The following is a 12,997-nucleotide window of genomic DNA, read 5'->3' as shown; positions in this document are numbered from 1 at the left end:
CGGTTGATGATCAAAGCTGTTGCTGTTCAAAAAACATCTGCACCACCGGACACCCACTACAGGCGCCGGCAAACCTATCCCAACCACCATGAATCCCACACTCTTGCGGGGATGGGGGAAAAAAGGTGCTCCTTAGAAAGGAGGTGATCCAGCCGCACCTTCCGGTACGGCTACCTTGTTACGACTTCGTCCCAATCGCCGATCCCACCTTCGACGGCTCCCTCCACAAGGGTTAGGCCACCGGCTTCGGGTGTTACCGACTTTCATGACGTGACGGGCGGTGTGTACAAGGCCCGGGAACGTATTCACCGCAGCGTTGCTGATCTGCGATTACTAGCGACTCCGACTTCATGGGGTCGAGTTGCAGACCCCAATCCGAACTGAGACCGGCTTTAAAGGATTCGCTAACCCTCACGGGATCGCAGCCCTTTGTACCGGCCATTGTAGCATGTGTGAAGCCCTGGACATAAGGGGCATGATGACTTGACGTCATCCCCACCTTCCTCCGAGTTGACCCCGGCAGTCTCTCACGAGTCCCCACCATAACGTGCTGGCAACATGAGACAAGGGTTGCGCTCGTTGCGGGACTTAACCCAACATCTCACGACACGAGCTGACGACAGCCATGCACCACCTGCACACAGGCCACAAGGGAACCGACATCTCTGCCGGCGTCCTGTGCATGTCAAACCCAGGTAAGGTTCTTCGCGTTGCATCGAATTAATCCACATGCTCCGCCGCTTGTGCGGGCCCCCGTCAATTCCTTTGAGTTTTAGCCTTGCGGCCGTACTCCCCAGGCGGGGTACTTAATGCGTTAGCTACGGCACGGATCCCTAAAGGAAGGAAACCCACACCTAGTACCCACCGTTTACGGCGTGGACTACCAGGGTATCTAATCCTGTTCGCTCCCCACGCTTTCGCTCCTCAGCGTCAGTTACTGCCCAGAGACCCGCCTTCGCCACCGGTGTTCCTCCTGATATCTGCGCATTCCACCGCTACACCAGGAATTCCAGTCTCCCCTACAGTACTCTAGCCTGCCCGTATCGCCCGCACGCCCACAGTTAAGCTGTGAGTTTTCACGGACAACGTGACAAACCACCTACGAGCTCTTTACGCCCAGTAATTCCGGACAACGCTCGCACCCTACGTATTACCGCGGCTGCTGGCACGTAGTTGGCCGGTGCTTCTTCTGTACCTACCGTCACCCCAAGAAAAATCCCGGAGCTTCGCCGATACTGAAAGAGGTTTACAACCCGAAGGCCGTCATCCCCCACGCGGCGTCGCTGCATCAGGCTTGCGCCCATTGTGCAATATTCCCCACTGCTGCCTCCCGTAGGAGTCTGGGCCGTATCTCAGTCCCAGTGTGGCCGGACACCCTCTCAGGCCGGCTACCCGTCGTCGCCTTGGTAGGCCATTACCCCACCAACAAGCTGATAGGCCGCGGGCCCATCCCACACCGCAAAAGCTTTCCACCACACACCATGAAGCGCGCGGTCCTATTCGGTATTAGACCCAGTTTCCCAGGCTTATCCCAAAGTGCAGGGCAGATCACCCACGTGTTACTCACCCGTTCGCCACTCGAGTACCCCCGAAGGGGCCTTTCCGTTCGACTTGCATGTGTTAAGCACGCCGCCAGCGTTCGTCCTGAGCCAGGATCAAACTCTCCAAACAAAAACCATTTGGAAACAATCCCAAAACATCAGTCAAAAACTGACATCAAAAAAACAACCACACCCCCAACACGGGGCGCTGAAAGTGTGGCAAACAACAACAAACAAAAACCACCAAACACACTATTGAGTTCTCAAACAACACGCCCATCTGAACGCGCAGTCAACCCGCGGCTAAAAGCCGCGTATTGGCAGTGCGGGCAGATGAAAACCCCCGGAATCGCTAGTGAATCTCTCTCGATTCCGCGGGCTTGTCGCGCTCCCCCGGCTGGGCCGTGTCGCGGCGACGTCGATAAAGTTACGCGAGGTGAAACTGGGAGTCAAATCCGCTGGTAGAGGGCATTTTCTCGTCGAATCAAGATCAACGGGGCGCCCCGGCGGGGGCCGGATCTAGGCCCGTTGCACCCCCGCGACGTTGCGTTTGCCCCGACGCAGCACCAGCCACCGGCCGTGCAGGAAGTCCGCCGGCTGCGGCGCCCATTCCTCGCTGTCGATTCGCACGTTGTTGACCGACACACCGCCTTCACCGATGGTGCGCCGCGCCGCACCCCGACTGGCGGACAGGCCGGTGGCCACCAGCAGGTCCACGATGCCGTCGGCTCCCCCGGGCTCCAGGCGGGCCACCGAGGTCTCCTCCAGCGCCGCGGTCAGCGTCGATTCGTCCAACCGGGTCAGTTCTCCGCGGCCGAACAGGGCCTGACTCGCCAGTTCGACGGCATCGGTGGCCGCCTGTCCGTGCACCAACGTGGTGAACTCCCGCGCCAAAGCGCGCTGCGCGGCCCGCTCGTGCGGACGTTCGGCCGTCGCCTGCTCCAGCTCGGCCAGCTCTTCGGCCGACAGGAACGTGAACCACCGCAGGTAACGGATGACGTCGGCGTCGGCGGTGTTGAAAAAGTACTGGTACCAGGCGTAAGGGCTGGTCATCTCGGGATCCAGCCACAGACTGCCGCCACCGGTGGACTTACCGAACTTGGTGCCGTCGGCGGCGGTGACCAGGGGCACCGTCAAGGCGTGCACGGTCGCACCCGTCTTCTGCCGGACCAGCCGCACGCCGGCGATGATGTTGCCCCACTGATCGGATCCGCCGATCTGCAGCGAACACCCGAAGCGCTGATGCAGCTGCACGTAGTCGTTGGCCTGCAGCAACATGTAGCTGAACTCGGTGTAGGAGATGCCCTCCTCGAGCCGGCGACGGATGGTGTCGCGGTCCAGCATCACGTTGACCGAGAAGTGTTTGCCCACGTCACGCAGGAATTCCACCGCGGACAGCGGCGCCGTCCAGTCCAGGTTGTTGGCCACCACCGCACCGGTGGGACTGTCGTCGAAGTCGACGAAGCGCTCGAGTTGCCCGCGGATCCGCTCGGACCACTCGGCCACGGTATCGGCGGTGTTGAGGGTGCGTTCCCCGCTGTCGCGCGGGTCACCGATGAGTCCGGTGGCCCCGCCGGCTAGCACGATCGGCCGGTGTCCGGCCCGCTGGAATCGGCGCAGGGCCAGCAACGGCACCAGGTTTCCGGCGTGCAGGCTCGGGGCGGTCGGGTCGAATCCGGCATAGACCGTGATCGGTCCGCGCGTCACTTCGGCGGTCAGTGCGTCCAGGTCGGTGGATTGGGCGATCAGCCCTCGCCAGCTCAACTCGTCGAGAATCGTCGTCGGCATGGATTGATTTTCCCGGATCAGTCCGAAGCACCCGGCGCCGGTGCCCGTGGACTGCGCCGGTACGCCGAAACCTCGGGTGTCGCCGGCCGCCAGAACCGCCACGGACGGTCGGCGGCCTGACTGATCCCCACCCGCGGCCCGCACTGCGCCTCGACCGGTTCACCGAGCCGCAACTGCACCGGACTGCGCGGATCGAACAGATCAATTCCGTTGTCCGCCATAGTGATTCCCAGAGCTGAGCAGAGATTGCCGGGCCCCCGCGCCAGAGCCGCATCGGCTACCGATTCGCCGCGGCGGCCCCGGGCGAGCGGTTGGCCGGCATCGATCACCGCGGCCCGCAGCAGCACCGCCGCGGCCGTCCCGTCCGGTCCGCAGACCACGTTGGCGCAGACGTGCATGCCGTAGCTGCGATAGGTGTACATCCGCCCGGGCGGACCGAACATCACCGTGTTGCGCCCGGTGGGGCCCCGATACGAATGCGCCGCCGGGTCCGGCCACGGACCGTCGGGCACTCCTCCGTAGGCCTCCACCTCGGCGATCGTCGCGGTCACGCCGCGGCAGGTCAACGTGGCGCCCAGCAACAACCGGGCAGCCGCGAGCGGGTCCACCGCGAGCCGGAGAGCATCCACGCCGCGGCGTTACCTCACCGGGAGGTTTCCGGGTTCGCCTGCGCCATGAGTCGGGCGTGCTCGTCGTCTCCGACGGTCTCCGCCTCGTCGATCAGCAACACCGGGATGTCGTCGTCGATGCGGTAGGCCCGCTTCATCCGCGGGTTGTACAGCGCACCGCCGGCGGCACGCTCGACCAGCAGCAGTGGGCCGCGGTCGGCGGGGCAGACCAGGATGTCCAACAGTTCTCGCTCGATCACGGTCATGCCCCTGCCAGATCGGCGCGCACCGCGGCGGTGAGCCGTTTGAACTGCCGGGTCGCGGCATCGAAGTACCAGGCGTTGCGTCCAGCCTTGGGTAACCCGGCGTCGCGCAGGTTCCCCATCTCGGGGCGGTACACCGTGCTCAACTGCAGACTCGGGACGACGTGCACGATGTCGGGGCCGCGGCCCGCGGGGATGTCGGCCACCGCCTCGCTGAGGTCCGCCGCGGTGATGGTGGCACCCGGGCGCACCGTCACCGCCGACACCACCAGGGCCGATCCCGCCGTGGGCACCCGATAGGTGACCGCCAGGTCGACGCCGTTGACGGCGCCGAGCGCATCGGTGATCACCACCGGGTACGCGATGCCCCGGGCGGTGCGGATGCTCGATGACCGCCCGCCGACCAGCCAGTAGTCGCCGTCGGCGTCGCGGCGGAACAGGAACTCCGTGGAGATCCAGGTGTCGGCCGGCGCGAACACGCCGCGCTTGACCGACGCCGAGGGGTCGATGGGTCCGCGCGGTTTGGCCAGCAGCACCCCGACCTCGTTGGCCTCGGCGACGCGTACGAAGCCCAGGTCGTCTTCGAGGATCAGGTCGTGGTCGGCGTCGTAGGCGGCCAGTTCCACATCGACCGCGCCGGGCAGCGGTCGGCCCTTGCTGCCGACCTTGGCGCCGGAGACGTTGGCCAGCACGGCTTGCCCGTCCTTGGTGGCGAAGAACTCGACGACATTGGCGGGCGCGAACACCTCGGTGACCCGGTTCCACACGCCGACGGGCATACCGGAACCGATGAACAGCCGGACCGGGTGATTGCCCTGCAGGACGAAGTTGGGATCGTCGATGACCTCGCCGAGCATCGCCCAGGTGTAGGACACCACGCTGACGCCGTACTGCCGGACCTCGGCGACGAAGCGCTCCGGGTTCAACCCGCGCGACAGTGCGATGCGGGCGCCGCCGACCACCGCGCCGCCCAGGCTGACCAGCAAGCCGGACTCGTGGTGCAGCGGTGTCAGGCAGTACACCGTGTCGTTGGGGCCCAGCGCCGAAGTCGATGCGGTCCCGAACGCCGAGAGCGCCCAGCGGAAGTTGGTGATCTGCTTGGCCACCACTTCGCCGGCCACGTTGCTGAACGCCACGAACGCCAGATCGCGGGCGAAGCCCGGGTTGGCGCGGTACCAGCCGGGCAGTTCGACGGCGTCGGGGTCGATCTGTTCCATGTCGACGACGTCGACGTCGATGTCTGTGGGTAGGTCGAGGTCACGGGCTTCACCGCCGCCGAGCACCAGCACCTGGCAGCCCAGTTCGCGGGCGGCCGGCAGCGCCAGGTCCAGCGAGCCCGGGTCGACGATGATGTCGGAGATGCCGCCGAGGCGGGCCGCCGGCAGCAGGTCGCCGTCGGTGGGCACCAGCACCGCCACCGCACCCAGTCGCGACAGTGCCGCGATGGCGACCAGCGCACTGGGCCGGGTGGCCATCAGCACGCCGACGTGGACGCCCTGCCGGACCCCGACGTCGATCAGACCGCGAACGACGTTGTCAATGCGCTTGTTGACCGCCTCGTAGGTGTGGACCCGCCCGTCGAACAGCAGGAATTCACCGTCGGGTGAGTCCGCCGCCTGCTCATCGATGATGCGGCCCAACGAGATCCGGGTGTGGTCGTTGATCTGTCCCAAGCGGGCCAGCCGGGGCAGGGTGCGCGCGGTCTCGACCGCCATGGTGCGCATCGACTTCTGCGCCGCCAGCACGGCATCGGCGGCGCCGCGGGCCAGCGTCAGCGCCACCTCCGAGGCCTCGCCCAGGCCGTGTGCGATCCGCGAGGTGATCGCGACGCCGCGCTGGGCGCCGTCGGATGAGTCCTCGGCCATCAATGCGACGCCGGCCGGTTGTGCGCCCAGCCCCTCCTGCCACAGCACCCAGCGGGCCACCGTCGGCCAGGTCAGTTCCGCCGCCTTGGATCCGACCACCAGGCCGAAATGCCCTGCCCGCAAAAGATATTCGAAGACCTTGGCGTCGGGCGCGGCACGGCGGATGCCCCGGACCGCGGCGGGTTGGCCGATGTCGTCGACCTCGCCGACGAAGGCCAGCACCGGGCAGGTGATGTCGGTCAGGGTGACCAGTTGGCCGTTGATGGCGAAACCGCCGGTCATCATCCGGTTGTGCGCGATGAACTGTTTGAGTAGCTCGGCGACCGCCGGGCCCGACCAGGCGATCCAGCCCTCGGATTCGAGGAACCGGCGCTGCGCCTCACGCGGCAGCAGGGCTTCCCGGTCGTGCAGTTGGCGCAGGAATTCGATGCGCGCCTTGGCGGTCTTGAGCGGGTCCATCATCTGGAAGCCCAGCCGCGCCTGCCATCCGGAGATGTCGAGCCGGTTGAAGACGTGGTCGGCCATGAAACCGGCCACATTCGACGCGAGGTTGGGCGGCAGGCCCATCGGCAGCGCGGCCAGGGTGTCCACCGGGGAGCCGAACGCGATGATGCTGGCGATGTTCTTCGAATGCCGGTATGCCCCAGTCTGATAGGCGAACATGCCGCCCTGGGAGTAGCCGGCCAGATGCACGTCGCGGCCGGTGGTCTCGGCGACGGTGTCGATGGCCTGGCTGAGCCCGACGATGTGGTCGGCCAGGTTGCGGCGCATCCCGCCTTCGATCTCGTCCGGTGAGCCGAAGTCGATCACCCACGGGTCCACCCCGGCCTCACGCAGGATGCCGACCGCGCCGTCTTCGCGGGTGACGTCCCACATGTTCGCCGACATCATCATCGGGTGCACCAGCAGCACCGGCGGGCCGGGCTGCGGCTGGCCGGGCCGGTTGTCCGGCGGGAAGTACCGTCGCAGCTTGTACATCGGGGTGCTCTCGACGATCTGGAACGGCGACGGCACGGTGCCGGTCTCCAGTCCGCCCCAGCGCAGCACCTCGAGACCGTTCTGAGCGGTGGCCATCAGCCACTCGACCGGCCTGGTCACGGCCGACAAGTTCAGATCCACCGCTGGTTCCCCCCACTTCGCGCGCGATCCCGGAATGACGTGCACATTCTGGCACACCAGACCGGTAGGTCCGGCTCGTTCACCGATCGCCGACCGGCAGGCAGTACCGTTCCTGCGGTGGCACACCTGCTCGGAGCCGAGGCCCTTCACCTGCGCTACGCCACCGGCGTCGTGCTGGAGTCGGTCACCCTCGGGGTCAACGACGGCGCACGGATCGGGATCGTCGGTCGCAACGGCGACGGGAAGTCCTCACTGTTGCGTCTGCTGGCCGGTGCGCTGACGCCGGACTCGGGCCGCGTCACCCGGCGCAGTGATCTGCGGGCCGGTTTGCTGGACCAGGCCGACACCTTGGATCCCGACAGCACGCTGGGGGTATCGCTGGTCGGCGATCAGGCCGACCACGAGTGGGCCTCCAGTCCGCGGATCCGGGACGTGGTCGACGGGCTGGTCTCCGATATCGCCTGGGACGCCAAGATCTCCGGGCTCTCCGGCGGCCAGCGGCGCCGCGTCCAGCTGGCCGCGCTGCTGATCGGCGAATGGGACGTGATCTGTCTCGACGAGCCCACCAACCACCTCGACGTGGAGGGCATCACCTGGCTGGCGGGGCATCTGCAGCAGCGCTGGGCCCGCAACACCGGCGGGCTGCTGGTGGTCACCCACGACCGCTGGTTTCTCGACGAGGTGGCCACCACCACCTGGGAGGTCCACGACCGCATCGTGGAGCCCTTCCAGGGCGGGTATGCCGCCTACATCCTGCAGCGGGTGGAGCGCGACCGGATGGCCGCGGCCAGCGAGGCCAAACGGCAGAACATCTTGCGCAAGGAACTGGCCTGGCTGCGGCGCGGGGCGCCGGCGCGCACGTCCAAGCCGAAGTTCCGCATCGAGGCCGCCAACGCGCTGATCGCCGACGTCCCGCCGCTGCGCAACGACGTCGAGCTGATGAAGCTGGCCACCGCCCGGCTCGGCAAGGACGTGATCGACCTGCTCGACGTGTCGGTGGCGTTCGACGGCCGGACGGTGCTGCGCGACGTCGAATGGCGGATCGGGCCCGGTGAGCGCACCGGGATCGTCGGCGCCAACGGTGCCGGAAAGTCCACCCTGCTCGGGCTGATCGCGGGCACCGTGACACCCGATTCCGGGCGCGTCAAACGTGGCAAGACGGTGCGGCTGGGCATGTTGGATCAGCAGTCCGCCGAGCTGGCGAAGCTGGCCGAGGACCGGGTGGCCGATGTGCTGGGCCGGCTGCGCACCGACTACCAGGTCGACGGCAAGGAGATGACGCCCGCGCAGTTGCTCGAGCGCCTCGGGTTCGGTCGTGCGCAGTTGTCCGCGCGGGTGGGCGAGCTCTCCGGTGGCCAGCATCGGCGGCTGCAGTTGATGCTCACCTTGCTGGCCGAGCCGAACGTGCTGGTGCTCGACGAGCCCACCAACGACGTCGACACCGACATGTTGACCGCCACCGAGGACCTGCTGGACTCCTGGCCGGGCACGCTGATCGTGGTCTCCCACGACCGTTACCTGCTGGAACGAGTCACCGATCAGCAGTACGCGATCCTCGACGGGCGGCTGCGGCATCTGCCCGGCGGCGTCGACGAGTATCTGGAGTTGGCCGCCAATGCGCGCCGATCACCGTCGTCGCGGCCGGCGGCGGCCGCCGAGCCCGGCTCGGGACCGTTGTCGGGGGCGGAGCTGCGCGCCGCCCAGAAGGACCTGGCCGCCGTGGATCGGCGGCTGGCGAAGCTGGCCGAGCAGATCGAGGCCAAGCATCACCAGTTGGCCGCGTTCGACCAGTCCGATCACGTTGGGCTGGCCGAGCTCACCCGCGAGCTGCGGGCGCTGGAGGATGAGGTCGCCGAGCAGGAGGCGCGCTGGTTGGAGCTCTCGGAGCTGGTCGAGTAGGGCCACGGGTTCGGGGCGGGCTCAGCGCCGCTCGAAGTGCTGATAGTCCACCGGCGACTTCCAGTAGCCGCCCCAAGCCCACCCGGCATCGGTGAAGACCCGCACCGCGGGGTCACCGGCGTGCAGCAGACCCGGCTCGATCCGTTTGCGGTCCAGGTAGACCCGGGCGTTGTGCGGCTCGAAGGCACCGTGATCCACCGACGGGTTCAGCAGCGGATTGATGTCGATGGCGCGGCCGTAGGCGTGCAGGGCCCAGTTCCCCGAGCCCGGGATGCGCCGGCAGTTGAACGCCGAGGTGTTGTCGTCCGCCATGGACAGTTCGTCGTCGCCGCCGCGGTAGGTCGCCACCGGGCGCATCTTCTCGATCGGGAAGCCCAGCCGGTACAGCCGATCGAACAACGCGATGACCTGCGCAACCAGGTCCCGGTGCACGATCAGCTCACCGCGGTGCGGCCGGTCGTCGAAGCCCAGGTGGGTCAGGGTGACGCGTCGTAGCTGCGCCGGAGCGACCGGGCAGCCGGGGTGCCAGGTCGGGCCGAGTTCGGCGGCGGTGACTTCGGCCACGGCGGCCGGTTCGACGGTCCGCGGCGGCGATGCCGGCTCCGTCTGCGGCTCCGGAGCTGCGGTGCACTGGGACAGCGCACCGCAGACCACGATCGCCGCCACCAGGCCGCGCGCGGTCGACGTGACCCGGTTGCCATTGATCCGCCCACGCTAGCGCAGGACCGAAATCCTGCCCGGAATGAGGATTGAACCCCGACTGACCGGGCTATCCCTGAAGTCGTCCCTGAACGAGTGGAGGACATGATGAGGATCAATGCGATGACGAAAGCGGCCCTGACCGCAGTCGCCGTGCTGGCCGCGGCTCCGATGGCCGTTGCACCGGTCGCCACGGCCGCCTACCCGATCGTCGGCAAGCTGGGCAGCACCCTGCAGACCACCGACACCGTCGGTCAGGTCACGTACTCGTGGCGGGTCAGCGGCCTTCAGCCCAGCAGCGACCCCACGCCGGGATTCCCGGTGGCCGGCAAGGTCTGGGAGGCGACGGCGACGGTGAATGCGATCCGCGGCACGGTGACACCGGCGATTTCCCAGTTCAACGCCGTCGCGCCGGATCGGGCCGCCTACCGGGTGCTGTGGCAGGTCGCCTCGCCCAGAACCATCAGCGGCGCGACCATCCCCCAGGGCGCTCAGTCCAGCGGCAAGATCTACTTCGACGTCACCGGTCCGCCGCCGACCACCGTGACGATGAACAACGGGATGGAAGACCTGATGATCTGGGGGCCGTGAACCCTCAGGCGTCGTTGAGTCGGCGGCGCATCGCGGCGGCCCGCTCGCGCAGCCCCGCCAACTGTTCGGCGACCCGCGCCGGCGCGGTGCCGCCGCGAGCGTCACGGGAAGCCACCGACCCCTCGACGGTGAGCACCTCGCGCACCTGCGGGGTCAGGTCCGGGCTGATGCCCGCAAGTTCGTCGTCGGTGAGTTCGTCCAGGCCGACGCCGCGCTGCTCGGCGACCTTCACCGCCGCGCCCGCCGCTTCGTGCGCCACCCGGAACGGAACACCTTGGCGCACCAGCCATTCGGCGATGTCGGTGGCCAGCGTGTAGCCGGCCGGTGCCAGCTCCGCCATCCGCTCGGTGTCGAACACCAGGGTGCCCACCAGCCCGGCGGTGGCCGGCAGCAGCAGTTCCAGCTGCGCGGCCGAGTCGAACACCGGCTCCTTGTCCTCCTGCAGATCCCGGTTATAGGCCAGCGGCTGCGCCTTGAGCGTGGCCAGCAGGCCCGCCAGGTTGCCGATCAGCCGGCCGGACTTGCCGCGAGCCAGTTCGGCGATGTCGGGGTTCTTCTTCTGCGGCATGATCGAAGAGCCCGTCGACCAGGAGTCATGCAGCACCGCATAGCCGAATTCCGTTGAGCTCCACAAGATGATGTCCTCGGCGAGCCGCGACAGGTCGACGGCGATCATCGCGAACACGAAGGCGGCCTCGGCGGCGAAGTCCCGCGACGCGGTGGCGTCGATCGAATTGTCGGCAGCCGCCGAGAAACCGAGTTCGGCGGCGATCGCGTCGGGGTTCAGCCCCAGCGACGAACCGGCCAGTGCTCCCGAGCCGTAGGGCGAGACCGCGGCGCGGGCGTCGAAGTCGGCGATGCGGTCCACGTCGCGCAGCAGCGGGTGGGCGTGCGCCAGCAGGTGATGCGCCAGCAGCACCGGCTGCGCGGACTGCAGGTGCGTCTTGCCCGGCATGATCGCGTCCGGGTAGGCGGCCGCCTGGTGTGCCAGCGCGTCCACCACGTCGAGCACCCCGTCGGCCACGCGCCGCATAGCGTCACGCAGCCACATCCGAAACAGGGTGGCGACCTGGTCGTTTCGCGACCGTCCGGCCCGCAGCCGGCCACCGAGGTCGGTGCCGACCCGGTCGATCAGGCCGCGTTCCAGCGCGCCGTGCACGTCCTCGTCGGTGACCAGCGGGCCGAAGCTGCCGTCGGCGACGTCGCTGCCCAGGCTGTCCAGGCCGGCCAGCAGCCCGTCCCGTTGCTCGGCGGTGAGCAGCCCGGCGCCGTACAGCACCTTGGCGTGCGCCTTGGACGCGGCGATGTCGTAGGGCGCCAGCACCCAGTCGAAGTGGGTGGATTTACTCAGCGCGGCCAGTGCGTCGGACGGGCCTTCGGCGAACCGCCCGCCCCACAGCGATCCCTCGTTGGTGCTCACCCCAGGTCCCGGCGGGCGGAGATCTTCGAGCTCAGCCCGTGGATCTGCACGAAGCCCCGGGCGGCGCTCTGGTCGAAGGTGTCGCCCTCGTCGTAGGTGGCCAGGTTGAAGTCATACAGCGACTCCGCGCTGCGCCGGCCGTTGACGATGATGCCGCCGGCGTGCAGCACCAGGCGGATGTCGCCGGAGACGTGCTGTTGGGTGTCCTCGACGAACACCTCCAGCGAGCGCTTGAGCGGGCTGAACCACAGGCCGTCGTAGGTCAGCTCGCCCCACTTGCGGTCCACGCCGCGCTTGTAGCGGCCCAGTTCGCGCTCGAGGGTGACGTGCTCGAGTTCGGTGTGCGCGGTGATCAGCACCATGGCGCCGGGGGCCTCGTAGATCTCGCGGCTCTTGATGCCCACCAGCCGGTCCTCGACGACGTCCAGCCGGCCCACGCCCTGCGCGCCGGCGCGGGAGTTGAGCTCCTGGATGATCTGCAGCACGCTCAGCGGGCGGCCGTCGATGGCCACCGGGCGGCCCTTGTCGAAGCTGATGATCAGCTCGTCGGGGGCGTTGAAGTTGACCGTCGGGTCCTCGGTGTAGTCGTAGACGTCCTTGGTGGGGGCGTTCCACAGGTCTTCGAGGAACCCGGTCTCCACCGCGCGGCCCCACACGTTCTGGTCGATGGAGAACGGCGAGCGCTTGGTGACGTTGATCGGGATGTCGTTCTCCTCGGCGAACGCGATCGCCTTCTCCCGGGTCCAGGCGTAGTCGCGGACCGGGGCGATCACCTCGAGTTCGGGCGCCAGGGAGGCGAAGCCGACCTCGAAGCGGACCTGGTCGTTGCCCTTGCCGGTGCAGCCGTGCGCCACGACGGTGCCGCCGTGGGACCGGGCGGCTTCCACCAGGTGCTTGACGATCAGCGGCCGGCTGATGGCCGACACCAGCGGGTAGCGGTCCATGTAGAGCGCGTTGGCCTTGATGGTCGGCAGGCAGTAGTCGTCGGCGAACTCGTCGCGGGCGTCGACGACGACGGCTTCCACCGCGCCGCAGTCCAGGGCCCGCTGGCGCACCACTTCCATGTCCTCGCCGCCCTGGCCGAGGTCGATGGCGACGGCGACGACTTCCTTGCCGGTCTCCTTACCGATCCAGCTGATCGCCACCGAAGTGTCCAGGCCACCGGAATACGCCAGGATGACGCGTTCGGACATCGAGATCTCCT

Annotated in this window: 9 protein-coding genes and 1 rRNA gene; 2 read left to right on the top strand and 8 right to left on the bottom strand. The window is 67.6% G+C overall.

The window, feature by feature from the left end; genetic code table 11:
- Positions 1-136 precede the first annotated feature (136 nt).
- The 5 genes from RCP38_RS08610 to RCP38_RS08590 form a co-directional block, all read right to left on the bottom strand.
- Positions 137-1,671 (bottom strand): 16S ribosomal RNA (locus RCP38_RS08610).
- Positions 1,672-2,060: 389 nt separating this feature from the next.
- Complete coding sequence (tyrS, locus tag RCP38_RS08605) at positions 2,061-3,329, bottom strand: tyrosine--tRNA ligase (RefSeq protein ID WP_308476740.1); 1,269 nt, start codon at positions 3,327-3,329, stop codon at positions 2,061-2,063.
- Between the two features lie 17 nt (positions 3,330-3,346).
- On the bottom strand, positions 3,347-3,958 hold the full coding sequence (locus tag RCP38_RS08600) for a DNA-3-methyladenine glycosylase (RefSeq protein WP_308476738.1): 612 nt from the start codon (positions 3,956-3,958) through the stop codon (positions 3,347-3,349).
- Between the two features lie 14 nt (positions 3,959-3,972).
- Positions 3,973-4,197, bottom strand: coding sequence for a Trm112 family protein (locus RCP38_RS08595; RefSeq protein WP_308476736.1), 225 nt, complete (start codon positions 4,195-4,197; stop codon positions 3,973-3,975).
- Positions 4,198-4,199: 2 nt separating this feature from the next.
- Complete coding sequence (locus tag RCP38_RS08590; RefSeq protein WP_308476734.1) at positions 4,200-7,184, bottom strand: acyl-CoA synthetase; 2,985 nt, start codon at positions 7,182-7,184, stop codon at positions 4,200-4,202.
- 117 nt (positions 7,185-7,301) lie between these two features.
- Between RCP38_RS08590 and RCP38_RS08585 the strand changes: the two genes are divergently transcribed.
- Positions 7,302-9,083, top strand: coding sequence for an ABC-F family ATP-binding cassette domain-containing protein (locus RCP38_RS08585; RefSeq protein WP_308476732.1), 1,782 nt, complete (start codon positions 7,302-7,304; stop codon positions 9,081-9,083).
- 21 nt (positions 9,084-9,104) lie between these two features.
- On the opposite strand, the gene RCP38_RS08580 is transcribed toward RCP38_RS08585, so the two are convergent.
- Positions 9,105-9,752: a M15 family metallopeptidase gene (locus RCP38_RS08580; protein ID WP_308477129.1), complete on the bottom strand. Its 648-nt coding sequence runs from the start codon at positions 9,750-9,752 to the stop codon at positions 9,105-9,107.
- A gap of 138 nt (positions 9,753-9,890) precedes the next feature.
- Between RCP38_RS08580 and RCP38_RS08575 the strand changes: the two genes are divergently transcribed.
- On the top strand, positions 9,891-10,373 hold the full coding sequence (locus tag RCP38_RS08575) for an MPT63 family protein (protein WP_308477128.1): 483 nt from the start codon (positions 9,891-9,893) through the stop codon (positions 10,371-10,373).
- 4 nt (positions 10,374-10,377) lie between these two features.
- Here RCP38_RS08575 and argH read toward each other — a convergent pair whose 3' ends face one another.
- Both argH and RCP38_RS08565 read right to left on the bottom strand, forming a co-directional pair.
- A complete protein-coding gene (gene argH, locus RCP38_RS08570; protein ID WP_308476730.1) occupies positions 10,378-11,793 on the bottom strand; it encodes an argininosuccinate lyase in 1,416 nt (471 codons plus the stop codon).
- Positions 11,790-12,986 (bottom strand): argininosuccinate synthase, encoded by a 1,197-nt coding sequence (locus RCP38_RS08565; RefSeq protein WP_308476728.1) that lies wholly within the window; start codon positions 12,984-12,986, stop codon positions 11,790-11,792. The genes argH and RCP38_RS08565 overlap by 4 nt, the downstream gene beginning before the upstream one ends.
- Positions 12,987-12,997: the final 11 nt, after the last annotated feature.

The sequence above is a fragment of the Mycolicibacter sp. MU0083 genome (assembly GCF_963378075.1).
Taxonomy (GTDB): domain Bacteria; phylum Actinomycetota; class Actinomycetes; order Mycobacteriales; family Mycobacteriaceae; genus Mycobacterium; species Mycobacterium kokjensenii.
This window is presented reverse-complemented; position numbering and strand designations above follow the sequence as displayed.

Excerpts from the sequence above, each read along its gene's own strand:
- RCP38_RS08565 (WP_308476728.1), bottom strand. The coding sequence starts at position 12,986 with ATGTCCGAACGCGTCATCCTGGCGTATTCCGGTGGCCTGGACACTTCG.
- RCP38_RS08575 (WP_308477128.1), top strand. The coding sequence starts at position 9,891 with ATGAGGATCAATGCGATGACGAAAGCGGCCCTGACCGCAGTCGCCGTG.
- tyrS (WP_308476740.1), bottom strand. The coding sequence starts at position 3,329 with ATGCCGACGACGATTCTCGACGAGTTGAGCTGGCGAGGGCTGATCGCC.